Raw genomic sequence first — 24,858 nt, forward strand, 5'->3', positions numbered from 1 at the left:
CAATGACAGACTTATCCTCTTCGCCTAATACTCTCGCGATGCCAGAAATCATCGGCGTCACCGTACCTCATGATGGCCTGCATTACCTCAAACCGGAGCTATTACTGGATTTTATCAGCGTGACGCCGCGGCCGCTGGTATCCATAACGCCAGTGGCGGTGCTGTATGCCTCGATTGGCGTTTTGCAACGAATTGACCTGCGGAAGATCCCGGTCGCTATCAAAGGGCGGGTCATTTACCCCATTTGCCCCCAGTCCCTACCCAACCTGCGGGCCAAATTGGTGATCAATGGACCACTGAAGAAGGTTAAGTTTCAGGGAAGCCTCATCCCGGTAACAGAATCTCAGTCGGTAAAAAACATGACGCTCATTGGCGTGGCGCTGGAGTTTACGGTGCGAAAGACCTGATGATTGGATTAAACGGGCGCGGCATGCGGTTGAAGCAACCTCAGCCGCATGCTGCGCCCCGATATCAGTCACTAAGGCATCGTCAGTATTGCGGTGGCCGAACCAAAGAAATCACCGGCTTCAACGGTACCCACTTTAGTCAGCGTAGACATAAACTCCAGCGGCATCTTGGTTGCTGCTAAAGCATGGATCCTGACCCCGGTAGAGCCACTCACCCCACCTATGGTCAAGCGGGTTTGCAGGCTACCGTCGCTTCTGAGATTGACCATACCGTTTCCGGCCGACCCTGCAAGGTAAACCATCACGTCCATTGTTACCGTGCAACGGATATAACCTGTCTGCCGCGCCTGATGCCCTTCAATATCCCTAAGTTGAACCTGACCATGGGTCAGTTCAATGCTGGTTTCGGTAAATTCACATTTACCCACCGGCGGTGGTACGATCCCGCATAAGCTACTGGGCATCATTCTGCTGCCACCTGCATCTGTGGTCCCGGTGGTCGTTTTAAAGTACATCCCAACGCATTCCTGCGTCACTGCTGGGCCAACGTGATTCTGGGTTCCACTGCGCGGTAGCGAATACTTACGCTGAAAAGCCGCGCCCACATCGCCTACCGTCCGCAAAGTCTGGATGCCATCAAGATATTCCATACCATCAGAAACACCAGGGCCAGCCTCTCCAGCATCACTGTGCCGGTGGCCAATAAATACCGTACATTGCCCCCACCCGTAACACGGATTTGGAGTAGCATCTACGGTATCCCAGTATTCAATAGTCCACCAATATTTGGCGTTCTCGGGCGTGCCCTCACTACGGGTAATATAAGAATAAATCGCGCTATTGGCGCTATAGGCCGTCAGCAACATGACGGCTAAAAGTATCACTCTAATGGCTTGCATAAATACCCCTGTGATCATCCCTTATCTACCGCGGACTCATTAGCCACGCCGTCGATTTCAGGGTAAGCCGTATTACGGGCTACTCGTATTCCAATAAAAACGTCGCGCTGGCGGTAAAGTCGCCAGGGTTAATGGTTTTTTGGCTAATTGCATCGGGTTCACCCTGCACATAGGTCCGCAGGCTGATGGTATTATTGCCCGAGATCAGCCCTTGGTTATAGCTGCCGGTATTGATCGCGACCTTATTTCCCTGTTGCGTTTCAATACCGATACCAATACCGCTGGTCTGGCTCGCCCCGGATATCGCCAGCAGACCGTTCAGCCTGCTATTTTCCGTACCGGAAAAGGTCAGCTTCACCATATTCCCCAGGCTAAGATCGCAATCATCAAGATGTAATACCAATGGCACCCCTAGCGTGCGGGTGTTGATATAAAGATATTTCTCAACGATCGAGCCAAAATCGATATTGATATTTTCATCCGTGACTCGCAATGTGCAAGGGTCAGCCACCAGAGCGCCTCTAAAGCGTACATTATCAACCGCCTGGGATACGCTGGATAAACCGCCAAGCCCTACAGCCAGGGATATTAACAGTGCCGAAAATCGCATGATAGTTCCTCCCTGTTATTGATAATCAGCCTGCAGCGTTGCCGTTGCTTCAAACGCGCCTTCCGTTAGAACTATGCCGACCTGCTGCACCGGCACGGCTTTAAGCTGGGGTCTACTGGACGGCGTAATGGTTATTTCACTGCCAAGAACAAAGGGTTGACCGTCACGCAGGATTTTAATCCCCAGCCCATTAATATTGGTTTGCACCGCGGCGTTATCAAAAGAAATGGGGTTCCCCGTAAGCTTCAATTTCAACGCCCAACCATGGGTATTTGGCTCACAAACCAGATCATAATTAATGTTCTGCATATAGTTAACGCCATCCACTTTTTTGACACCCACCTTAAGGCCAAAATCAACGATGATATTATTGCCGCTGTTAATGCTACAAGGGGGCGGCTCGAGCAGCGTTCCTCGAAATTTCATATCGCCCCCTGCGGCAAATGCCGTAGATACAAGGCCACTTAAACCCGCAGCCAGTAGGGATAACAGTAGAATTCGCATGTCTTATGCTCCCTTACTGGTAATCAATTAATAACGTTGCGGAGGCGGTAAACTCGCCCCCCGTCAAGGTGGCCCCGCTACGCTTGACCGGCACCGCATACAGTACCGGCTGATTGGGATAGGTGTAGTTAAACCAGGTATTGATATTTAACCGTTGCGTCCCATAGTACAAAGCGATACCCAAATCGCTTTTATTGGTGCTCAAAAAGCCGGTCCCAAAGCCCGCAGTGCCGCCCTGAATGCTCATTTTCAGATCGTTGGATTTCTGGATGTCACAATTCAGGCTATAGACAATGGTCTGCTTATAGTTGACGCCATCAATCCGGGTAGTCATCACCTCATCGCCAAAGTCCACCCGAATGGTTTGATTATTATTAATCGTACAGGGCGGTGGCAGTATAACGGTTCCCCTGATATTCACTGGCATCGCGCTGACCGGAAAGCTGGTCAGCACGACACTGAATAGCGCCCCGGCAAGACAATAGCCTGAAGCCCTCGATCTCATGCTCCCCCGGCGATGCTTACCAGGAACAGGATAATATTGTTGCATACGTTCTCTCCTTGCAGACCTGACCCCGCGCCCTCTCCCTGTAACCTGGCACGACCGGTTTCAATTAACTCTTCTTCGCCGGTTCCACCTGGCAGTCCGATCCGCCGCAACGGAACGTCAGCACTGGGCGGCCGCCATAATCGTTGACGTAGGTCAGCACTGGCGATCCTCCTAATACCGACGCGCTGATACCTAAAGGAGCACTGCTTTTCGGCTCCAGCATCAGCGGCTCAAAACCCGTGGCGCTGACGCCTTTTCTGCTACCCGCATCCACCAGCGTCACGTAGTACGGCGTCGGGTTGTTCACCACATACTTGTCGCCCTGCTTGGTCAACGTAAGTTGGTCCTGCCACGGTGTCGCCATCTCGGTGACCGTTTTCACCAGCGCTTTTGGCCGATAGAACAGTTTGATGCGCGTCTGCAACGCCAGTTGCAAGGTGTTAGCCTTGTCACTCTTCGGCGGGATTTCACGCAGGTTGAAGTAGAACAACGTTTCCCGATCCTGTGGCAGTTGGCTCAATACCGGTAAGGCCTGTACCTTCACCTGGCTCTTGGCACCTGGTTCGATGCGCTGTACCGGCGGCAGTACCGTTAACGGACTGGTCACCTTGTTGCCCTTGGTATCCTCTATCCAGCCCTGCGCCAGATAGGGCAATTGCGGGTTGTCATTGTTGACGCTCAGGCTGACCGACTTATCGCCGCCAGGAAAGATGATCCGGGTACGATCTAGCGCGATCGCCGCCTGGGCCTGCGTGGTCAGCGCGCACAGTAAGGTTGCGGCGACCAGCGCCATCCCCGTATTGGTTTTCGTCATTTCGTATCTCATTGTATTGTCTCAGCCTTTTTCTGTATTGCGGCCAGGTCTGTGGAGTCTTTTTTCGCGGTTATCGCCCGGCAAGGCAGCAAGAGTTCAGCCATGCCGTTCGCTGGCAATACCGCCGGTAATGTCAGTTCACACTGCGCCTGTTCATCCCAGTGAACCGTCATCGTTTCACCGCGCTCAATACCACTCAGGTATACGCTGCCGGCGTCGCTGACGATCCCCACATCGCGTTTTTTCAGGTTCTGCACCGTCGCCCCGAACGGCGGCATCGTGCCGTCTGCCAGACGGATCACCGCCATGGCCTTCTCACCCGCTATCACGTCAAACCGGCGATAGCCTATCGCGCCTTCCGTCAGCGTGGCCTGCACCACCGACTTCATCGCTTCAGCGTTATCCGGCAGCTTATCCAGATCGATATTCACCCGATTGCGGTAATAGCTGTTCATGTCAGCCACCACGGCTTTGCCGTAGCGGTTGGTGCGCACTGGGGCTCCGTAGTTACGGATCGGGATATTGGCTACACCATCGGTGTCAACCAGCAAACGGGTTCCGCCCGGAATAGCGACCCGGTGCATCGCTGCACCTTCCGCCGTCGCCGTTACCCCGCCCTGCAATGCCAACCCCACCGTGCTGTAGCTCCCGGATTGAGCACTGGCGGTGGCGTTAATCTGCGCCCAATCCGCCTCGTGGCTATAGAAACCACTGGCCAATGGCCCTTTGCGAGTAAAGCCGGTGCTCACCTGATAGCTGCCACGATCCCCGACCCGGTCTGAGTAGCTGACCCGGTGGGTGTTGTCATTGCGATCCAGCGTGCCGCTGTAGCTCATCGAACCGCTGTTACCCCAAGGCAGCGACAGTGACAGGAACACCCCGTCGTCATTCTGCCCGTTGTACTGGTTACGGTAGCCAGTCATCGACAGGCTGAGGTTCTTGAAGCGGCCAATATCCATGTAACGCATCAGCGACAGGCTGTAGCGATCGTTGGCGTCCCGATCCCAATAGGTCTGGTGGTCATAGTTCAGGTTGGCCGTCAGCCCTATCTCGCGGAATTGCTGGCTGTAGGACACCGTGTACATCTCTTTGCCGCTCTGGCTGCGGGTTCCGAGGTTACGTACCTCCAGGAATTCCCCCATCGACATAAAGTTACGTTCCGAGAAACGATAGCCGGCAAAGGTCACCTGGCCACCAATCTGGTCAAAGTTCTTCGAATAGCGCAGACGATAGGATCCCCCGCTTAGCGTGTCCCCCTGCGGCAAACTCGCCCGCGACTGAGTCACGTCAAACGACAGTGCACCAAACGCCATCAGGTCGCGGCCAATCCCCACCGCCAACGCGTTGTACTCATCACCGGCCACCACGCCACCGCCGAACAGTGACCAACCATTGCTGACGCCCCAAGAGAATTCACCGCTACCGAATAGCGGCCCTTGCGTACGGTGCCGCCAGTCTGTTGGCCGCCCGCTCGCCAGCTTGTAGCGCACCATTCCCGGGCGGGTCAGATAAGGGATGCTCGCCGTGCTGATAGTGAACGCCTGGACGCTTCCGTCCTGCTCTTCGATCCGCACATCCATCAGTCCCGATACCGCGTTGCTCAGATCCTGAATACGGAACGGGCCAGCGGGCACCAGAGATTCATACAACACTCGCCCCTGCTGGCTGACCACCACACGGGCGTTGGTGCGTGCCACGCCACTCACCTCTGGCGCATAGCCGCGCAGGTTCGGTGGCAACATCGCGTCGTCGCTTACCAGGCTTAGCCCGGTGTAGCGGAAGCTGTCGAAAATGTCGGAGTTGAGGAAGTCTTCACCCACCGTCAATTTGGCACGGAGCCGCGCGATCGCCCGGTAGGCGGTATACTGTGTCCACTCAAAGTTGCGCTGGCTGGACTGCCCAGAGCCGGTTTGATGGTCAATTTGCGTCTGCCAACTGGCACGCAGCCGCCAGCTTCCCGCATTGGCGCCCACCACCCCGTTGCCGCTCAGGTTATAGCCTTTCTCGACACCGTCGTTTTGATCCTGACGTTGGCTCTGAGCATTGAGGTTGTAATCCAGCAGCAGCCCGGGAATACCGTTATCCCAACGTGCAGGTGGATCCCAATCGGGAGAGCTGTATTCCAGGTAAGCCTGCGGAACGCTGAGATAGAGTGTGTTGCTGCCCAGCTCGGGGCGCGCCGTCATCCCCTCGAGGCTACCGATCACCAAGCATTGCCCGTTGTGCCACCAGGCCAGATCGCGGGTAAATTCCTCTTTCAGCCCCATTTGTTCCACCAGAGCGGCAGACAAACAGGCTTCGGTCACGTTTGGATCTTTGTCCGTGGGATAAAATGGGATCGTCTGTTCAGGCAGTTCTTGCTGGTTGACGTTAATCAGCAGGCTGTATTCACCCGGCATCACGTAACCACTGCGGGAAAAACGTCCCAAATCGATATTGCCGCGCTCCTGAACGTCGAGCACGTCGGTATTGAATTCGATGGGTTTAGCGGCAGAAACCTGGCCATTCACCAGTGCCAGCGCAATCAACAGCGGCAACAAGCGGGTGCGCGGAACCTGTACTCCTACAAGTGGGGTGCTCATCATCCATTGACCTTTATGCGTTAAAACTTTCCCGGGCGTTATGGTTGTTATTAAAGGGAATGCCCTGCCGGAGAAGTAAATCTGTCTAGGCGTGCTGACTATCCGTTATCATGTCAGCCTGCAGCTCAGTGATATTCCAGCTGGTAGCGCACCTGAGCGCTATAGGTGCCCGTCTGCAACGGCTGGTTGTTGGCGACCATACGTGCGGTGTAATGCAGCAGCATTTCTTTGCCCTGCAACACCGGCGTCTGCGGCGGCAACGCCTTACCTGGAACGGCCTCATTCCCCAACGCATCGTTCAGCACCAGCGCTACGCCGCGTGCCTGCCCCTCTACGCCGAAACGCCCATCTTCATTGCGACCGTCAAACGTGACGCGAAAGTGCTGCTTGCCCAGAATATTATTGTTGCTGTGCTTAAGCGTGCAGTTCACCAGCCGGATACTGAATGGCCGCGACAATGCCTGACTGTCATTAATAATCCGATCAAAGGGCAGCGTGCCCATATCAACGGTCTGGTCTCGGCTGGTGGTGTCAATATCGCAGGCGGTAGCCACTATCGCCCCGTTCATGCTGAGTTGGCTTCCTTCCCCCCAAACCGGCAGCGCCGTGACAGCTCCCACCAGTAAAAACAACGAGGTAGCCGTAAAACTATTCACCGACATCCCTGGCTCCCGTAATCAGCAAGGACAGCAAAAACTGCATGCGGAAACCGCATGCAGTAACATCCACTATTAGTTGTATGCCATGGTAAAGTTGGTGGTAGAGGTGAAGTCACCTTCTACGATATCGGTCAACGTAGTACCGGCATGCCCCTGTAGGAAGGCGGTGAAGCTCAGAGTGTTGTTACCCGCAATCAGGTTCTGCACGGTAGTTGCAGTACCCAGGGTGATCGGTTGGTTAGAACCATCAAACATCGCGATGCTTGCACCTTTTGCCGCGCCAGTGATGGCCAGCAGGGTGTTGGTGGTGCCAGTTGCGCCGCCATTTGGACCAGCGAAGGTGACCTGTACTTTGTTCTTGCTAGAGATATCGCAACCTTGCAGTTTGATATCAAAGTTCACCACGTTAGTAGATTTACCACCATTCACCAGCTCCACATTAGCCACCTGGCCAAAGCTCTTGGTCTGGTCAATACTTTCTGGAGCGATAGAGCAAGGTGCATCAATGATTTTACCTTCGAAATTTACCTTGCCCGAACCCGCATCAGCATTTGCCAGAGAGACCATACCCAGAGACAGAACCGTAGCCAGCGCAATGTTAGTCAGTTTCATGTTTTCTTTATCCTTAAAACGTTAATTTAACGAGAAATCCAGACATACCTACCCCGACACAATTAAAACGGTGCCTATCAGAACAACGCTGTTTTATTTGGCGGTAATGGATATACCTGGCAGCATCCTTTCATTTGGTATAAAAGAAGGCATCCCTTTCCTTCCCCTTTATTTGCGAAGGGGCATATCACCAGAAAAGACAAGGCTCTCCCGGCGCTTCATCCGATGAATAAAGCGAATTATTAAAATACAACTTTATGCGACAGCCCTGAATAGATAGAACTTCAACCATAAAGCAGCCACGCACCAATTTTTTCATTGATCCAGGTATTTATGATAAGACAATTCTCACACCTTCTCCATCGGACAACCTCATCTCCTGTCGCCAAAAAATTATTGCAAATACCTCTAATTTTTGAAAGTGTTGTTTTCCAAACAGAGCAATTTCGCCATAAAAACCTTATTTATATGCAAGAATATTCTTATTGCGACGACTACGGTCGCAAAAACGAATTACTTAGTATTTTATGCTGCAAAACGCGATATTTGCGAACTCATTGATCGTAAATTTGGTTTTCACGAAACAATAGTCCATGATAGCTTAGAATGGTAAACTGACGCCTCATAAGGAAGAAATGGGGGTTATGATTCTGACAGTATTCCCCTGTGATCACCTAGAAAAGTTAGCAACAAAAGCCAGCAGCATAGGATTATTCCATTTCGAATAGCACCCATCAAGACGCATTAAAAGGAGGTAGTGACATGTCTTATCGCACCAATAAAGAAAGGGAAAAGCAGCTAAATAATGTTTTTATTGCTCTACAAACCCTTTGCAAGCGCGACATTCATCACACAGGCGTTCCCCCACAGGTTCAATGGCCCAAGACACGGGAAATCGCAGAATACTCCGAGACAACAATATACCTTGCTCGTTACTATCTGCTGCGATTAGTGGAAAACAAAAAAGCTTATGTTACCTCTGGCGCTCTCAATAACAGTTTACGCTGGTATATTGCTGAACCATCGCCATCACCTAAGCATCATGAAAAAAAGGAAGCACAGCCCGTTGCGGTGGAAGGCTAAATAGGTCTATCTCCCTTCTGACTTGTGTTTGATTTTTTCTACTGACATTTATCTATCCCGTGTCTGCCGCGGTGTTCCACGTAAGGCAGACACGCCGGTTGAAAGGAACTCATGCCATGAAACAACCTCTGTCCATCATGATAATCGATGCTGATCGTTATTTTACCTATGGTCTGGGCTTGGGGCTGCAAGCCTATTTTCAGGCCCGTCAGCAGGACATCCGTCTGCTTGAGGAAACACAGGTTGGCAGCGATATCGACATCATTTTCCTGGGCGATCTGGTCACTAGCTACCCATGGCATTACCGCTTACATCAGCGGAAAAATCATCCGATGGTGTTCTTTATCACCGAGCAGGGGCGCAACAAAAACCAGCTCAAGCCAAGGGTGCATTGCGAACAATGCCATACCAGGGCGCTGTACCGGCACCAGCCAATATCCTCATTATACGAGCGGTTGGATAGCGTGCTGTTTTCGCCCTTTGCGTCGCCAGCAGCGCCCAGCTACGATTGCACATGTATGTCTCCGTTGACGTCGCGCGAAGAGGAGGTTTTGCGCTGCATACACATGGGAATGAATGGGCAGGATACCGGCAACTATTTGCAAATCAGCAATAAAACCGCCAATGCCCATAAGCAGAACGCCATGCGCAAGCTCAATTTCAGATGCAATCAGGAGCTGTATCAATGGCTGCTGCAGGGGGGAGGACACTATCTGAACGAACGGTCGTCAATCAATCTGCCACGTTTGCCACCGCGACCAAAGGTGCCCGCAGAAACCAGTCTCATCTCTCCGGCACAGTTAATGGGACGGCAGAGAAAAGACCGCCCTTATACTGCCTTGTCTACGCACAAACAACCAGACACCCTCGGCCAGAGAGAGCCTGTCTCCACGTGAGGTGGCTCTCGGAGGCTATTTATAACAGTGGACTAGCCTGGCTTGCGGTGTTCCGCAGCATGCATCGCAAGATAGGCATTGAGGTTTTCATCCCCCAGACCCAGAGTACGCATGATTGCGGCCATAAAGCTGACCGGTGCAGTACCCGGTGCCGTGATAACGCGCCGATCGGCGATGGCATAGGGCACATCCTGATAGTATTGCGCACCGCCATAGTTCAGGCTCAACAGGTTTTCTGCCGAATTGGAAGTATGGCGGACCGCATCAAGCACGCCCGCCTGCGCTAAAACGCGAGTGCCATCGCAAATCCCGGCAACGATAGCGTTACTTTGATAAGCCGCAGCAACCAAGGCGGTGATATCCGGCGCCTGTGCGGTTTGCCAGATAGTGCCCCCGCAGACAATCAACAGATCGACTTCATCAGGTTGAATGGCTTCTATTGCCAGATGGGGGGAAACCAACATGCCACCTGAAGAGGTGACCTGGGCTGCGCCAGGTGTGGCAAAACGGCAGTCAAAACCGTAGTACCCACGCCCCGTCGAATTGATCAAAGCGGTTTCCCAATCGGAAAAGTTGTCAGTCAGGAGGGTAATAGCACGTATCATCGGAGTGTCCTTGTCAGTATTAGGGGCAATTTTCAGGATTTTCCTACCCACAAAAACCAAGAATAACCTGCACTGTTGACAGTTTCTGTCAGTAGCCAACAAAGGCCACTCCCACAAAGATAACCCGCATTCAATCAGCCAGCGAAACCGGTGCCACAGTCAGCAGCAGGTTGGCAAAACGCCGCATCTCACCGCTGGCGATAACCAGTAATGTCTCCTGTGATTTTGCCGCATGATAGAAAGCCTCCCGGTTGAGATAATCGATGGGGCAACCCTCAGGCAGCAGTTGCTGATATTCGGTAGCGATGGTGTTGGTGAAACCTTGCGGCCAGGCCATCATTGAGGCGTGTTCCACATTAATGTGCTTGAGCACCTTTGCTAATATCACGCTGCTGGCAATCATTCCGGGAGCAAGGTTCAGATAGACAATCGTGGCCTCTTTCGACGAATTGGTGACGAAAGAATAGTTACCATCGGCGATGAGGATCTGGGTTTTATGACCGCACAGCGCCAGGGTGCCCAACAGTTGCGGATGAATAATGTCGGCTTTGATCATAGTGTTTTCCAGTAGGGAAGACAGGTGGGCGCAGCATGCAGCGCCCCTACGTAGTGAACCGGTTGCGGTTTATCAGCGGCTGGGTTGACTCACATACGGTAAATACCGCCGTTAATATCGATGGTGGCGCCAGAGACGAAGCCGTCATATTCCGAGGCGAGGAATTTAATCACCCGAGCGACGTCCTCCGGCCCCCCCGCGCGGCCAAGGGGAATACCGTGGATGGTTTCATCGGCAGATTCCTTGCTGGTATGCAGGTTATGGAAGCGAGTGCCAAGAATAAGCCCCGGCGCTACGGCGTTGACCCGGATGCCATGTTCACCCAGTTCCGCCGCCAGGGAGCGGGTCCAGGTTAATACCGCCCCTTTGGCAGTGGAGTACACCAGTGAACCAGAATGCCCGCCGGAACGGCCAGCCAGTGAGGCCAAATTGACGATGCTGGCTCCGTCCTTGGCGCTTTTTAAGTAAGGTAGCGCGCTTTGCGTGACGTTCAGCATGGTCGTCATATTGACATCTATCACCGTCTGCCAGAATTGACGGTCGATCTCACCTAGCCATTTACGGGCGATAATGCCGCCCACGTTATTGATCAGTATGTCTATCCCCCCCAAAAACTCGGCGGCGGCAGCGACGCATCGCTGGGTATCTGCGGTATCGGTTAAATCAGCATAACCATAGGCGGCACGTTGACCGCGCGAATGGGCTAACTCAGCCAGTTCCTTTGGCCCCTCTTCGCCGCTGAAGTAGTGGATGTAGATGTCACACCCGGCGTTAATCAACTGCTCTGCGGTAGCTTTGCCAATCCCCTGCTCGGCCCCGGTAATAAACACTTTCTTACCCGTTAGATTTCCCATTTTATTGCCTCTTGATTATTTGTAGATAAAACCAGTTATGAGCGAATAACGCCTTCACGCTGTTTGGCGCAGTAAAAAATGCAGATCAATCCGGTAACCAATAAACACAGCGACAGGAAAACCAGCCCCGGAGTATTACTGTTAGTGACGTCCTTTAATAACCCGACTACGTAAGGCGCGACAAAACCCCCGATATTGCCGATACAGCTCACCACCGCCAGTCCGGCCGCCGCCGCCGCCCCGGTAGAAATATTGGCGGGCATGGAAAGGAATGAAGGAACCGAGGTATAGATACCTATCGCAGCAACGCTCAGGAACATCAGCGCAACAAATACGTTGTAGTTAAAGAACACCACGGCACCTATCAGGCCAAAGGCGGCGACAATCATGCTGATGCCGGCAAACACGCCGATTTTTTTGCTTTTACTGGCCCACAGACTCCACGGATAAACCAGCAAGGCGGCCAACCCGTAGGGAATAAAGGCAATCAGGCTCACGCGGAAAATATCGTCGCCAGAGATGGCTGTGATGATGGAGGGCAGCCACATTCCGAAACCGTAGATCCCGCACACCATGCCAAAATTCAACATGGCGTATAACAGATACTTTTTATTTTTTATGCCCTGCACGAAATCAGACAGCTTGACCTTGGAACCCGATTTGCTGCGGGTGGTGTTGTCCATTAGCCAGGCTTTCTCTTCCACATCGAGATAGCCCACATCCTTCGGTGAGTTCTTGATAATAAATGGAATAAACAGGCCAATAATCACCGGTGGAACGCCTTCGAGGATAAACAGCCACTGCCAGGGTTCCAGGCCAAACCAGCCATGCTCAACGTTAAGGATCAGCCCGGAAATCGGTGAACCGATAGCGTTCGACAACGGCTGTACGATGATAAACATGCCGAGGATCTTGGTGCGGTACTTCTCCGGGAAAAACACCGTGAAGTAATAGACGACCGAGGGGAAAAACCCCGCCTCACAGACACCCAGCATAAACCGACAGATATACAACTCCATCGGCGTGCGGACAAAACCCATCAATACGGCAAATATCCCCCAGGTGATCAGGATCCTGGCAAACCAGATACGTGGGCCAAACTTGATGGTTCCCGCATTACTGGGAATTTCAAACATAAAATAACCGATAAAGAATATCCCAGAGGCAAAGCCAAAAGCCGTGGCGGTTAACCCCAGGCTATCTTCCAATGCCATTGCCGCATAGGCCATATTATTACGATCTAAAAAAGCCAGAAAGTATAATAAGATCATTAACGGGACAATATTCAGCGTCATTTTTCTAATGGCACTGCGTTCAATTTCCTGAGGCGTTCTTTTTTGCATAATAGAATACTTCCAATGTTGTTAATCGGAATAATAATCTGCTACAGGCATGCCTGATGGATATAGGTATATTCACCTGATAATAAATAATGCTATTTAATCGTTCTCGTTACGCTATTCGCGTTATGGCGTAATGGTTATTACCGACTGGCGGCTGACTAACGTCGGCGGGAAAATAAACTCTTCAGGGACTAGTGTAGGCTCCCCTACGCGTTGCAATAAGCGCTCCACCATCAAATGGGCCATCTCGGCAAGCGGTGGCATGACGGAGGTCAACGCTGGCCACACCAGCCCCGAGAGCGGAATATTGTCGATACCCACCACCGATATCTCACCAGGCACCACCACTCCCGCTTCCCGCAGCCCCGCCAACAGGCCGATACCCAGAGCATCGTTGATAGCCACCACGCCATCCGGGCGCGGAGAAAGAGCAAGTACCTGAGCGGCCAGGGTAAAGCCCAGTTCGGCCATCTCGGTATCGCCATACTCTCCGCTGGCTTTGCCTTCTATCACCCGCTGCTGAGCGGGCAGGCGATGATTACGCACCACGGTGAGAAACCCTTCAATCTTATGGCTGCGGCTCATGGTCAGACTGGCCTCGGTGGCAAAGACGATATTGCGACAACCGCGTTCGATCAGATGTTGAGCCGCCAACCGCCCGGCCTCTACGTTGTCCATTGAGACGCTGTCGAATAACCGGGCATCAGCGGTGAAGCTCCCCGCCATCCGGTTATCGTAGTTGACGATCATCATTCCCATTTCGGCAGCCTGTGCAAAATGGGTCTTACGGATATCACTCGCCGCAACGATAATGCCGCGCACCCCATGGGCGAACATATCTTCGATAAAGGTGCGCTCTTCATCTTCTTGCCGATAGGTGTTGCCCAACAACACCCGGTAGCGGTGTTCTTTAGCCGCCAGGTCAACCTCGCGAGCCAGGGCAGAAAAGCTGGGGTTGACGATCGAAGGAACCAGCAGACCGATCATCCGGGCATGCCCGGTTTTCAACTGCTGCGCCACTCTGTTGGGCTGATAGTTCAATTCGCGCATCACCTGTTCGATACGCAGCCGGGTTTCCGGGCGCATTTGATTACTACGCCCATTTAACACGTTGGAAACGCTGCTCACGGAAACACCGGCGAGATGTGCGACATCACGAATATTGGCCATGTTTTCGCTCCCCCTCCGGTGCTGACGTTAATCGGTTAACTTATGCACGACACGCCATTAATTAACAGAATAATCAATACATTAAATATACGACCTGGCATTATCTGTATCGTTTTAGTGAAACGATGCAGATCAATTTATAGCGGAGATATGACTCAATCAAGCGACTTTACCAGCCGCGCCGCGGTTGCGTGATGCTTTTGTGAAAGCTATCAAGCCTAGCGCCATGGCATTACTAAACATGGTTAAAATCCCCGGCTGTTTAGTCAGTGTTTAGTGGTGGGGGTTAAAGGCTGGAACGGGGTTTGGATGGGTACTGCATGCTACGCCCCTACATAAATAGTCTGCAAAACGGGGGCGTAAAAAAACAGCCAAAGAGAGCTCCTTCATCCTATGTTCATATGCGACGATTTAATAACAACGTTGGTAGGCGACTCTGGTGAACAACGCCGATGATAGAAATTCCATCAGCGGCACGTTGATAATAGGTCGTATGGCTCATATACGGAAAACTCCATATATCCAACCCTAAACTCTCAACTTCATTAGTGCCCATCCCCGGCATATTAGCCAGATGCTGCATAGTGACACGCATTCCAGCCAAGTATTCCCGTGTTGTCAACGAACCAAACTGCCTTAGAGAAAAACCCTTTATTTCGCACAAATCCTCTCGCGCATCGTCAGTCAGTTTGTAGTTAACCATTAGAGATCCTTCATCAACTCGTCAAATACCTGATCACCCTCATGCAACTGGCCAGCCTCTGCCTGAGCAATGGACTGCGCAAGCTTGGCGCGCAAGCTTTGCAGTTTCAACGCCTCAAACTCGTTGTAATCCTCAACAGACATAACCACTACGGAAGGTTTACCGTTTTTGGTGATGCTGATCGGCTCACGCTGAGCTTTAGTTATCATCTCGCCAAACTGGGTTTTGGCCTGGTTGGCCGTAAAGCTAATCATGGCAATTTCCTCAGTCGTTCAAATAGGTATAAATCGTTCGATTCATACCTATTTTTAGACCAGTTAAGTTCTGCCTACTAGCATAAGCAAATAATATAATTATCCAATTGATATACTTATATAAAATCAAAAACTATAGGCTCGTATTCAACAAAAAAACCACCTCACCGCGATAATAAGGCGATGTGGTCAGCCGCCGTTGCCACTCGGCGTTCCAGTCGCCCTGCTGCACCAGACCGATTTTGAAGGGGATTTGTAGCTTAAGTAGCGCGGGGAGATAGCGTTCATATTCCGTGACCGTGCGCCGCCCCTGATAAGTTTGGATCACCAACTCATCGATTGGCAACGCATTCAACTGGCTGACGTTACCGGTCTTTGCCCAATCGAGCAGGCCAGTCACTCCCAAAGCATATTCTTTGGGTAAACGACCGCGCAGTTTGTCGAGAAACTCCGCGTACTTATCCAGTTGATAGGTTGCCGCGTCAAAGTCGATCTGTAGCCCTACCACCCGATTGCCTGCCGCAGCCCAACGGGCAGGCAGACGCACCGCCGAGGCCAATACCTCGTCGGACATGTCCAGGGTTGCGACACGTACGGTGATCCAGACGGCAGGCGCCTGGAGCTTGCTCAACGGCAGTCCCAACTTCAGAAAACGAGCGCCCTGGCGGCCGTTCACGATTTCACCCTGATGGAGATAGAGTAAATCGGCCTGCTGCAACGCAGGCTGCGGCCAAACGCCGGACCAAAGCCAGAATGCGCGGTAATCATGCGCATTTACATACCGGCCAGCTGCGTTATCCGCCGCTGCAGCGGTTGCAAAGATCGGCAACCACAGCAGCAGCAATAAGCGCATCACCAATAGTATTTGAGCTTTTGTTCCCATTGGTTACCTTTATACTGGCTCTTCAACAGGTTAAACCAACGTTGGCGAGTTTTTTGTGAGATCTCCTGCCGATCGCAGCTGTTGTAGCCGGAAGGTGAGAAACACATCACTGCCCGGTACAACGCATAGGTTTTATCTTCCGGTTCGGCCTTGGGATCGGCGATCACTTGCTGATAATATTTTAATCTGCCGTGCGCTTTATCTTTACTCAGTTCGGCTCCAGCCAGGTCATCCAGCTGTTCATTGCCCCCCATTTCCGCTTCGGTGCTGATATCGGCAAAGGTGGTACGCAGGAACTCTGCCACGCAGTTCATGGCGTGCGCATCAGTCTTGTTCTTCGCCAATACGACAACATTAGCGTCTAAAGAAGCACAGAAATAGCCAGGCTCGGTCCGACTGCCATCCCAATCAAAAACGCTGAGTGCGACATCGCCAAATACCTGCGGGTCAGGCGTTTGTTTGATATTTTTTTTCAGCTGGCTGTCGTCAATAAAACCCTGATAGTCGCCCACCATCAAATCCTTAAACAGCAGCGTATGCAGAGCAATGGTCTTTTCTTCATCATTGGGTGCGCCCACGGCCTGCTGTTGCAGCAACGCTTTATTGGCCAGGCTTTTGAGCACCACTGAGCGATAACGCAGGTTATTGATTGGGCTGTCCGGGGCAAAAATAGCCGCCATTTTATTTTCCTGCACCAAGGCGGTGGCCAACATCAGCTGCAGATACTGTTGCTGGTAAGGGGCAAGCTTCATGCCAAGCAGATGACGCCAATGGGCTTCGGCACCCTGCCAATTTTCCTGCATCACCAGAGCATCGCCGTAGAGGACCTGTTGGCTGAACGCGATGAGATCGTTCGCTGCCAGCTGTGCCGCAGGCTGGATCGCCTTGGTGACCGCGGCATAATCCTTTTGCTGATAGAACAGCCAGGCATTATGCATATATTCCCAGAGCGGCAACTGATTGGCGGCAACAAACATTGGTTTGTACCCCTGCAGCATCTCATCGGTCACTTTCGGCATCGACTGGTTATCGAGATTGTATTTGCGCAACCACTTCATGGTTTGGGTGAAGGTCAACAACGGGGCATCGGCACTGCTGACAAAAGGCTGTTCTGCGCTGTCATAAGGAATGTTGCGGCTCAGCAGAATTTGGTCCCCTTCATCAATCATCGCGCCAAGCGTATTGATATCGGTGGCCGCGGTTATCTCGCTTTCATACAGCTGTGCCAAACGCGGCCAGTCGGACAGATACCAATTCACCCGGCGCTGTAATCCCTGCACGGAATCCACATATTCGCCTTTGGGATAAGCGGCCAGATAAGCCTGCGCACGTTGCAGTGCCAAAGCGCCCGCCTCTTTATTAGCCCGCAGTGGATCGAACATGCCGTACTGATCCGTGGCATTTTCAGTGATCTGGTTCAAGGCCACGCGGAACAGCATATACGCGGCGGTTTCGGCTACCCATGGTTGATCCGATTCTTTAAGCCGTTGGAACCCGGTATCCGCATCGGCAAACTGCCCCTGATAAAACTGTTCCGCACTGGTGAGGTAATCTCTGAACGCCGCGGCATGGGAACCTGCGGCATAGTTTGCCATCAGCGGTAAAAATTGCTCCGGCTGCGCTTCACCCCGATAAATTTTGGCCCGGCGCAACGCCAATAAGTCGCGTTCGGCCTGATCTAACTGCTGGTCTGCCAGCAGGGCCTGGAAGAATTGGCTTAATGAGTCCGGGTTATTGGAAACCCAACGCCCCTCATTTTCTGTTGAAACCCCGGTTAACCCCGACGGTTTAATGCCTAAGCTTAACGCCTGCGTATTGAGAGGATTATCCTGCAGCACGGCAGTTTGAACAGGTGCGGTGGCCTGATCGGTTTCAGTAGCTGCCTCACTAGGGAACAGACCAAACGTGTATCCTCTGCTGCGGCTAATATCCTGCGGCAACGACGACAGTGCCACGGGTAAATTGCGCATTCCCGCTGACAGCATCAGCAGATTGACGCGGGTATCATTATCGGCGGCCAGGTAGGGCACACCGCCCATTGCGCAATAATCGCTCCAACGGCACCCGGTTTCATCGGAAGAGGCCTGTACGAACTGGCTGGTACCAGCGATGGTTGAGACCACCGCGGCTACTATGAGTTTTTTCATCGATGTCCTTACTTATCTGCAGTGCTCACTCTCATCCCGAGTGAATTTTGCCTGAGATAGTGTCGTAAGCATGGAGAAAAAACAATACGGCGAAAACCAACCGGCATACGCGGGCTATTCCCCTACCACAGGCCACCTTGCCGCAGCCAGTAATATAATTCGCCATTACGCTTGAAGCCGAGCTTGCGCATCGCCGTGAGTTTATGGGTGCTGACGGTCTTGACGTTAAGCGAAAGTTTACTCGCAATCTCGTCAGGTGTTAATTCCTCTGAGATCCCTTGCAAAACGTCGCGCTCGCGCGGGGTCAGATGCAAATGCCGACACGGACTTACCGTATTGTCTGTCAGAGACGATCGACTTGCCTGCTCAAACATCTCCTCAACCAAATGCACCACGGCATCAGGCCGTTCCTTGCGACCTAATAGTGCGAGCTCATGCTGACGTATTATATTCTCAGCGGCCGTATCACGTATGATAATCGTTCCAAGCCGCCGGTTATCTGGCTTTTCCCGGCGAGAATTAAACCGCGATGACCAGCCAAAGGGGTTGACACAAACCATCAGGTCGATCGCTATCCCAGGCGCAACTGGCACAAAACTCCATGTACAGCCTTTAGCCAGAAAATAGTCCTGCAAAATATGTTGAATGCCCAGAGCAAAATAACGGTTGCTATCCTGAATAGTGATAACAATATGTGGTGTCATTTTAGTTCCTTATGAATCGGCAAGAAAATACGGCGATAATATGGGTTTCATTTATATGGCAAATCATCCTTGACGCTGTCGCCCCTAAACAAGGGATGCGGATACCTCCACATGCCAAAAATAGGTTATACCTATAATGACGTAGCCGATTACTGGTCAGCTAAAGTGAAGCTGGCAACCGCCTTGAATTTGCCTTTGGTAACAGTGGCAGACGCGCCATCCCCCTGCAGATAGTTACTGAAGTTCAGGGTATTATGCCTTTTTGCAACTGTTGGATGGTGGTTGGCTCAGTCAGTTTAATAGGACCGTTAGCATCCTCAATGACAAGACTAGCCCCCAATATCCAAGGGTCTGCGACAACACCGACGTTGTCGGTGAAGAAAGCAGTCACTTTACCGATTTCACCATTACGTACACTCTTTAAACGCTTTCGCCAGTGGTTTGGCGTTGCGATAAATCTTAATGATCAGATAATGAACAAGCAAAATAACCTGATTAATACGCAAAAATTAGAATTAATTACTAAAAATTATAAATTTTAATATATTTAATGCTGTTTTGAGTGAAAAAAAACCGATAAGCGAGTAGGTAATACTGTCTTGAATTCAACTAGTTATTATTGCTGAAAAAATAGTTCAAATCAGGGTTGACTACGGTAGCGGGTTACCACTAAATTCCTACGCACAGTTAAACCATTAAGACTATTCTTATCACTGGACGCAGTTCAACACTAACACCAAGGATGCTCGGTTATCGCCATGAAATATATAATAAACCTTAATATTATCTTTGATCCTGACAATAGAATATTGACGGTTAAAAATGACATTCAGCAATCTGTTGAATTATCAAAGCCAGCAACCCGGTTACTCAGTGAGTTGATTAACAACAATAGGGTTAACCTTGCTCGCGATGACCTGCTAAAAAATGTCTGGGCGGACTATGGTTTTTCGCCGTCTAATGCAAGCCTGAATAACCATATTAGTGAGTTACGCAAAGCCTTCACTAATCTCGGCGTGAGTAAGGATATCATTTCCACCGTTCCTCGCGTCGGTTTTAGAATGGATGCGGAAATCCATCCGATACAAAAATCGGAGCAGGGAATAACAGAAGAGGCATCGGTAACCGGGATTCCTGTCACTGAAGAGTCCACTATCTCTTCAGAAACCCTACCACCGACAATGACCGAGCAAGGAGAGCATCAATCTATCTATTTATCGTTAAAAAAACACAAGATGATAATCTACATACTTGCTCTTTTATTGTTACTGACCACGATAACTGGCACGACAATGCTGCGACACAACAAAAAAGAGAGCGTGAACTTCGTGGTGACTCATGAAAAATGCAGTATCTATAACTTAAATGACGACAAGCCAAATAAAGATTTTACGGCTAAAATCGTCAAGGAGATAGTAGCGGAAGGCATAGACTGTTCACGTGAGGATCTGGATGTTTTTTATGCAGAGGCACACCCTAATAACGACCGTTTCAGAGTCCGGCTGCTCGCTGCCTGCAGTAAAGTTGATGCCACCAGCTATAAAAATTGTTTAAATTACAAAACAGTAGAGTAATAACATGAAAAAAATCGTCGTAGCCCTGCTGTTGGTTATTAGTTTATGTTCAGCCCTTTTTTATATTTATCAGGTGCAGTCCCGAAAGCCGTTCCATTGCGATGCTCAATTGTTCGCGCACCTCAGAATCAATGAAGCTGACGAAGTTGAGGTCAACACTCATATCGACGTCATTTTTAGGTCGGCATATGATGGAATTTTGAAATTTTCTGGCTCAATCAAGAATAAGGGCAATCACTATATTCTAAGAAGGACCGTCTACTTTACCGTCGCCCCGTCGGAGCTGGAAAACGTGAACGAAATCGTCTTTATCCGTACAGAGAGCCACCCCACGGATAATACGCCAGCAGATCTTTGGCAGAACAGAGTGTTACCGCAAACCCCGGGCATCGGGTTTTACTCAAAGATCAGGGGTTTAGATAAAAATGCCATTATTATCAAAGGGTTTACTAATCCTCTGATCGTCTGTATTCGCCGCTAGCGGCACCATGGATAGACAGCTACCGGCAATGCTGCCTGAACAGGCGGGCCAGGTAGGCGCCCATCGGTGTGAGCGTCGTATCCTTTCGTTGGATCAGGTAGAAGGTAGCTTGTGGTAAGGCTTCGTCCAATTCCAACGCTACCAGATGGCGGCCCAGGATCGGATCGGAAATCACATCAACCGACAAAATGCTGACAAAGTCACTCTGCGCCACCAGGCTGGTACAGGCCATAAAGGTTTCGCAGGTGACGCTGATCGCCGGTGCCATCCCCATATCACCAAACAGTTCATGTAGCAGGCGGTAGTAGCTGCCATTGGGGGTTGGCATAGTCCAATCGCAATGTTGCAGCTCCTTGAGCGTGCGGGCGTTCTCACACGGATGCCCCTTGCGTACCACCACCTTGTATTCTCTTTCCATCAGCCGCTCAAAGCTCAACTCATTGTCCATGCTGCTGGGGTAGTAGGTATTAATGGTAAAATCCAACTCCCCCTGGCGTAGCTCCGGGATCATCGAGACCAGTTGCCCCTCCACGATGCGCACCTTCACATTGGGATATTCGCGGTGAAACTGGGTGATCACTTTCGGCATTACCGTGCGGGCAACGCTGCCACCGACGCCGATATTGACCGAGCCGCCCGCTAGCCCCAACCGCTGCTGAATATCCTCCTGCGCCACCCGCAGCTCTTCGAGGATCAGACTGGCATGCTGAAAAAAGTTATCACCGCAGTCGGTTAATACCACCCCTTTGCTGCGGCGGACAAACAGCTTGGCGCCGAGCACCTCCTCCAACTCCTGAATCGACTTGGTCAACGCAGGCTGGGAAAGGTTACAGGTACGGCTGGCGGCGCGAATACTGCCCTGGCGGCTGACTTCCACAAAGGCGCGTAACTGGTGCAATTTTATCGAAGCTGGCATAGGCGATTTGCGATAACCGTTGTTTATCAGTAGCAAGATATTGGCATCTTATTAAACCCGATACCATTGTGTACATTCGAAAAAAACATAATAAATAACCCAATCATCATTTCGCTTATTTAAACGCAGTATCGCGCTCAATAAGCGCCATTCACGGCTTTTAGTAACTAATTACGCAAATATTCAATTTTAATTTAATTGCCTGACCTCCACTGCTGCCTGAATTTCATTCAAGGCGTGATAACTAATGGAAAACTGCTATGAACACTCCGCTTTCAACGTTGGTGACCGAACTGTATCCGCAACTGCAAGCCTGGCGCCGTGACTTCCACCACCATGCCGAATCCGGCTGGCTTGAATTTCGTACCGCTTCGCTGGTGGCGGAAGAGTTGGATCGATTAGGTTACCAGTTGCAACTTGGCCACGAGGTGATCAACGCCGAAGCCCGCATGGGGCTCCCCTCTGCACAAATCCTGGCGGCGCAGGAACAGCGAGCCATCGAACAAGGTGCCCTGGCGAAGTGGCTACCCTTCTTTTCCGGCGGGTTTACCGGCATTGTCGCCACGCTGGATACCGGCCGCCCGGGCCCCACCATCGCCTTTCGCGTCGATATGGACGCGCTCGATCTCAATGAACTGCGGCATCCCGACCATCTCCCATTCCGTGAAGGTTTCGCCTCCTGCAATAGCGGCATGATGCACGCCTGCGGGCACGATGGGCATACCACCATCGGCCTGGGGTTGGCGCGGGTATTCAAGAGCCTGGAGCCACAGCTGCATGGCCGCATCAAGCTGATCTTCCAACCGGCCGAGGAAGGTACTCGCGGGGCCAAATCGATGGTGGAAGCCGGCGTGGTCGATGACGTCGATTTCTTTACCGCCGTGCATATCGGCACAGGCGTACCGGCCGGGGAACTGGTGTGCGGCAGCGACAGCTTTATGGCTACCACCAAGCTGGACGTCACTTTCCGTGGCGTGGCCTCCCATGCCGGTGCCAAACCGGAGGATGGCCGCAATGCGCTGCTGGCGGCGGCTCAGGCTTGCGTTGGGCTGTATGCCATTCCCCGCCACAGCGAAGGCAGTTCACGTATAAACGTTGGCGTGTTGCAAGCGGGCACTGGCCGTAACGTCATCGCAGACAGCGCCCTTATGAAGGTAGAGACACGCGGCGCTACCAATGAGATCAACGAGTTTGTTTACCAACAGGCGCTCAACGCCATCCAAGGGGCAGCGACCATGCACGGGGTGGAATACGACATCGCCCTGATGGGCGCGGCGCAGAGCAGCCAGCCGACGCAACCTTGGGTGGATTACATCCATCGCCAGGCACTCAGCATCAGCGAACTTGGTTCAGTCGTTGATCGCCGCGAGCAGGCTGCGGGCTCAGAGGATGCCACCTACATGATGGAACGGGTGAAATCTCACGGTGGGCAAGCATCCTATGTGATTTTCGGTTGCGAACTCAGCGCCGGGCATCACAACGAGAAATTCGATTTTGACGAGCAGGTACTCACCGTGGCGGTAAAAACGCTGGCCACCCTGGCACTGAACCTACCGACTTTTGGGAGCGCAGTATGAAACAGCCGGAACTGGTCTCTTTTATTCACCATTACATCGATAGCCATCAGGCCCGTTTCAGTGCCTTAAGTGATGAGATCTGGGATCATCCGGAAACCCGCTTTGCCGAAATCCACTCCGCCGAGCTACTGGCAAACACCCTAGAACAAGAGGGTTTTGAGGTTGAACGCGGTGTCGGTGGTATCGAAACGGCGTTTATTGCCAGCTTCGGTAGCGGCCATCCGGTGATCGCCTTATTGGGTGAATACGATGCATTGGCCGGTCTGAGCCAGCATGCGGGCTGTACCACCCCGTCTCCGCTGGTGGAAAACGGCAATGGTCATGGCTGTGGGCATAACCTGCTCGGCACCGCCGCACTGGCCGGGGCCTTTGCGGTTAAAGCCTGGATGGAACAGCAACAGTTAACCGGCACGATACGCTTTTACGGCTGCCCAGGAGAAGAAGGCGGCTCCGGTAAAACCTTTATGGTGCGTGAAGGGCTGTTCGCCGATGTGGATGCCGCCCTCACCTGGCACCCGGAAGGCTTCAGCGGCATGTTCAACACCAGCAGCCTGGCCAACATTCAGGCCGCGTTCCGTTTCAAAGGCATTGCCGCTCACGCGGCCAACTCGCCACATCTCGGCCGCAGCGCGCTGGATGCCGTGACGCTGATGAACACCGGAGCCAACTTTCTGCGTGAACATATCGTGCAGGAAGCCCGGCTGCATTATGCGGTCACCAATACCGGCGGCAGTTCCCCCAACGTGGTGCAGGCCGATGCCGAAGTGTTGTACCTGGTGCGCGCTCCCCAGCTCGATCAGGTGCAGGATATCTACCAACGCTTGGTCAACGTTGCCAAAGGTGCAGCGCTGATGACCGACACCCAGATGACGGTGCACTTTGAAAAAGCCTGTTCCAACTACGTCCCCAATCGCCGCCTGGAAAAGGCGATGTATCAGTACGTGTGCGATTTCGGCTTGCCGGATTACAGCGACGAAGAGCGGCGTTTTGCCACGGAGATCCGCCAAACGCTCAGTAAAGACGACCTGCGTAATGCCAAGCTGAACATTTCACGTACCGGTGGAGTCGCTGGGCAGGAATGGGTAAGGCAGTTGGGCGATAAGGTATTGATGGACGAGGTCGCCCCCTACGTGGAGTCACAAGAAATCCTGTACGGCTCTACCGACGTCGGCGACGTCAGTTGGGTCACGCCAACGGCCCAGTGCTTCAGCCCCTGCTTTGCTCTTGGGACGCCGTTGCATACCTGGCAGTTGGTCGCCCAGGGCCGCACCTCAATAGCCCATAAGGGCATGTGCCTGGCAGGTAAAGTGATGGCCGCTACCGCCGTCGCATTACTGAGCGATAACGCCTTGCTAAACGCTTGCCGCGAGGAATTCCGCCAGCAACGTGCCGAACAGCCATACCAATGCCCCATCCCTGCGGGGGTGAAACCTTCGCCTTTGAAGTAAATCCCGACCGTTCTGGCTCCCGTTCCG

27 protein-coding genes are annotated in these 24,858 nt (G+C 52.1%); 8 read left to right on the forward strand and 19 right to left on the reverse strand.

Annotated elements, in window-relative coordinates; all coding sequences use genetic code 11:
• Positions 1 to 2 precede the first annotated feature (2 nt).
• Entirely contained in the window at positions 3 to 407 is a 405-nt protein-coding gene (locus tag IMQ33_RS25495) for a dTDP-glucose pyrophosphorylase (protein WP_098931818.1), read from the forward strand.
• Between the two features lie 71 nt (positions 408 to 478).
• Here IMQ33_RS25495 and IMQ33_RS25500 read toward each other — a convergent pair whose 3' ends face one another.
• From IMQ33_RS25500 to IMQ33_RS25535, 8 genes are all read right to left on the reverse strand, one after another.
• Complete coding sequence (locus IMQ33_RS25500) at positions 479 to 1,306, reverse strand: hypothetical protein (protein WP_196062588.1); 828 nt, start codon at positions 1,304 to 1,306, stop codon at positions 479 to 481.
• Positions 1,307 to 1,385: 79 nt separating this feature from the next.
• Entirely contained in the window at positions 1,386 to 1,916 is a 531-nt protein-coding gene (locus IMQ33_RS25505; protein WP_024529105.1) for a fimbrial protein, read from the reverse strand.
• Positions 1,917 to 1,931: 15 nt separating this feature from the next.
• On the reverse strand, positions 1,932 to 2,420 hold the full coding sequence (locus IMQ33_RS25510) for a fimbrial protein (RefSeq protein ID WP_024529106.1): 489 nt from the start codon (positions 2,418 to 2,420) through the stop codon (positions 1,932 to 1,934).
• A 13-nt stretch (positions 2,421 to 2,433) separates the two neighbouring features.
• Positions 2,434 to 2,970, reverse strand: a complete 537-nt coding sequence (locus IMQ33_RS25515; protein WP_230326799.1) for a fimbrial protein — start codon at positions 2,968 to 2,970, stop codon at positions 2,434 to 2,436.
• A 64-nt stretch (positions 2,971 to 3,034) separates the two neighbouring features.
• The gene (locus IMQ33_RS25520; protein ID WP_024482983.1) at positions 3,035 to 3,784 is read right to left on the reverse strand and encodes a fimbria/pilus periplasmic chaperone; all 750 of its coding nucleotides are present in this window, start codon (positions 3,782 to 3,784) and stop codon (positions 3,035 to 3,037) included.
• Between the two features lie 8 nt (positions 3,785 to 3,792).
• Positions 3,793 to 6,369, reverse strand: a complete 2,577-nt coding sequence (locus IMQ33_RS25525) for an outer membrane usher protein (protein WP_370572760.1) — start codon at positions 6,367 to 6,369, stop codon at positions 3,793 to 3,795.
• A gap of 122 nt (positions 6,370 to 6,491) precedes the next feature.
• On the reverse strand, positions 6,492 to 7,028 hold the full coding sequence (locus IMQ33_RS25530) for a fimbrial protein (RefSeq protein WP_021179564.1): 537 nt from the start codon (positions 7,026 to 7,028) through the stop codon (positions 6,492 to 6,494).
• 69 nt (positions 7,029 to 7,097) lie between these two features.
• Positions 7,098 to 7,637, reverse strand: a complete 540-nt coding sequence (locus IMQ33_RS25535) for a fimbrial protein (RefSeq protein WP_021179563.1) — start codon at positions 7,635 to 7,637, stop codon at positions 7,098 to 7,100.
• A gap of 762 nt (positions 7,638 to 8,399) precedes the next feature.
• Here IMQ33_RS25535 and IMQ33_RS25540 point away from each other — a divergent pair.
• The gene (locus IMQ33_RS25540) at positions 8,400 to 8,720 is read left to right on the forward strand and encodes a FaeA/PapI family transcriptional regulator (protein WP_083196365.1); all 321 of its coding nucleotides are present in this window, start codon (positions 8,400 to 8,402) and stop codon (positions 8,718 to 8,720) included.
• A gap of 116 nt (positions 8,721 to 8,836) precedes the next feature.
• The gene (locus IMQ33_RS25545) at positions 8,837 to 9,616 is read left to right on the forward strand and encodes a helix-turn-helix transcriptional regulator (RefSeq protein ID WP_065684635.1); all 780 of its coding nucleotides are present in this window, start codon (positions 8,837 to 8,839) and stop codon (positions 9,614 to 9,616) included.
• 32 nt (positions 9,617 to 9,648) lie between these two features.
• Here IMQ33_RS25545 and IMQ33_RS25550 read toward each other — a convergent pair whose 3' ends face one another.
• The 10 genes from IMQ33_RS25550 to IMQ33_RS25595 form a co-directional block, all read right to left on the reverse strand.
• Positions 9,649 to 10,221, reverse strand: coding sequence for a type 1 glutamine amidotransferase family protein (locus IMQ33_RS25550; protein WP_161713824.1), 573 nt, complete (start codon positions 10,219 to 10,221; stop codon positions 9,649 to 9,651).
• 130 nt (positions 10,222 to 10,351) lie between these two features.
• Positions 10,352 to 10,777, reverse strand: a complete 426-nt coding sequence (locus IMQ33_RS25555) for an RbsD/FucU domain-containing protein (RefSeq protein ID WP_065684637.1) — start codon at positions 10,775 to 10,777, stop codon at positions 10,352 to 10,354.
• Positions 10,778 to 10,866: 89 nt separating this feature from the next.
• Complete coding sequence (locus IMQ33_RS25560) at positions 10,867 to 11,631, reverse strand: SDR family NAD(P)-dependent oxidoreductase (protein WP_161738592.1); 765 nt, start codon at positions 11,629 to 11,631, stop codon at positions 10,867 to 10,869.
• A 35-nt stretch (positions 11,632 to 11,666) separates the two neighbouring features.
• Entirely contained in the window at positions 11,667 to 12,974 is a 1,308-nt protein-coding gene (locus tag IMQ33_RS25565) for an MFS transporter (protein WP_161713822.1), read from the reverse strand.
• Between the two features lie 123 nt (positions 12,975 to 13,097).
• Positions 13,098 to 14,144 carry a LacI family DNA-binding transcriptional regulator gene (locus IMQ33_RS25570; RefSeq protein ID WP_196062589.1) on the reverse strand — a complete coding sequence of 349 codons (1,047 nt, stop codon included), beginning with the start codon at positions 14,142 to 14,144 and terminating at the stop codon, positions 13,098 to 13,100.
• A 397-nt stretch (positions 14,145 to 14,541) separates the two neighbouring features.
• On the reverse strand, positions 14,542 to 14,847 hold the full coding sequence (locus tag IMQ33_RS25575; protein WP_161713820.1) for a type II toxin-antitoxin system RelE/ParE family toxin: 306 nt from the start codon (positions 14,845 to 14,847) through the stop codon (positions 14,542 to 14,544).
• Positions 14,847 to 15,101 (reverse strand): type II toxin-antitoxin system Phd/YefM family antitoxin, encoded by a 255-nt coding sequence (locus tag IMQ33_RS25580; protein WP_065684642.1) that lies wholly within the window; start codon positions 15,099 to 15,101, stop codon positions 14,847 to 14,849. Before IMQ33_RS25580 ends, IMQ33_RS25575 begins: the two co-directional genes overlap by 1 nt.
• A 133-nt stretch (positions 15,102 to 15,234) precedes the next feature.
• Positions 15,235 to 15,984, reverse strand: a complete 750-nt coding sequence (locus IMQ33_RS25585; protein ID WP_173408734.1) for a DUF3142 domain-containing protein — start codon at positions 15,982 to 15,984, stop codon at positions 15,235 to 15,237.
• Positions 15,954 to 18,131: a hypothetical protein gene (locus IMQ33_RS25590; RefSeq protein WP_196062590.1), complete on the reverse strand. Its 2,178-nt coding sequence runs from the start codon at positions 18,129 to 18,131 to the stop codon at positions 15,954 to 15,956. The genes IMQ33_RS25585 and IMQ33_RS25590 overlap by 31 nt, the downstream gene beginning before the upstream one ends.
• Positions 18,132 to 18,253: 122 nt before the next feature.
• Positions 18,254 to 18,835, reverse strand: coding sequence for a LuxR C-terminal-related transcriptional regulator (locus tag IMQ33_RS25595; protein ID WP_098929782.1), 582 nt, complete (start codon positions 18,833 to 18,835; stop codon positions 18,254 to 18,256).
• Between the two features lie 320 nt (positions 18,836 to 19,155).
• Here IMQ33_RS25595 and IMQ33_RS25600 point away from each other — a divergent pair, with 320 nt between their 5' ends.
• From IMQ33_RS25600 to IMQ33_RS25610, 3 genes are all read left to right on the forward strand, one after another.
• Positions 19,156 to 19,377, forward strand: coding sequence for a hypothetical protein (locus IMQ33_RS25600; protein WP_138106294.1), 222 nt, complete (start codon positions 19,156 to 19,158; stop codon positions 19,375 to 19,377).
• 216 nt (positions 19,378 to 19,593) lie between these two features.
• Positions 19,594 to 20,409 (forward strand): winged helix-turn-helix domain-containing protein, encoded by an 816-nt coding sequence (locus IMQ33_RS25605; protein WP_196062591.1) that lies wholly within the window; start codon positions 19,594 to 19,596, stop codon positions 20,407 to 20,409.
• A gap of 4 nt (positions 20,410 to 20,413) precedes the next feature.
• Positions 20,414 to 20,890, forward strand: coding sequence for a hypothetical protein (locus IMQ33_RS25610; protein ID WP_065684647.1), 477 nt, complete (start codon positions 20,414 to 20,416; stop codon positions 20,888 to 20,890).
• A 19-nt stretch (positions 20,891 to 20,909) separates the two neighbouring features.
• Here IMQ33_RS25610 and IMQ33_RS25615 read toward each other — a convergent pair whose 3' ends face one another.
• On the reverse strand, positions 20,910 to 21,806 hold the full coding sequence (locus IMQ33_RS25615) for a LysR family transcriptional regulator (RefSeq protein WP_024482999.1): 897 nt from the start codon (positions 21,804 to 21,806) through the stop codon (positions 20,910 to 20,912).
• Between the two features lie 260 nt (positions 21,807 to 22,066).
• Here IMQ33_RS25615 and IMQ33_RS25620 point away from each other — a divergent pair, with 260 nt between their 5' ends.
• Both IMQ33_RS25620 and IMQ33_RS25625 read left to right on the forward strand, forming a co-directional pair.
• The gene (locus IMQ33_RS25620) at positions 22,067 to 23,383 is read left to right on the forward strand and encodes a M20 family metallo-hydrolase (RefSeq protein ID WP_196062592.1); all 1,317 of its coding nucleotides are present in this window, start codon (positions 22,067 to 22,069) and stop codon (positions 23,381 to 23,383) included.
• Positions 23,380 to 24,831, forward strand: coding sequence for a M20 family metallopeptidase (locus IMQ33_RS25625; protein ID WP_196062593.1), 1,452 nt, complete (start codon positions 23,380 to 23,382; stop codon positions 24,829 to 24,831). Before IMQ33_RS25620 ends, IMQ33_RS25625 begins: the two co-directional genes overlap by 4 nt.
• Positions 24,832 to 24,858 lie beyond the last annotated feature (27 nt).

The sequence above is a fragment of the Serratia sp. Res13-Sevr-LER1-36-b genome, from assembly GCF_015673035.1.
Classification (GTDB): Bacteria; Pseudomonadota; Gammaproteobacteria; order Enterobacterales; family Enterobacteriaceae; genus Chania; species Chania fonticola_C.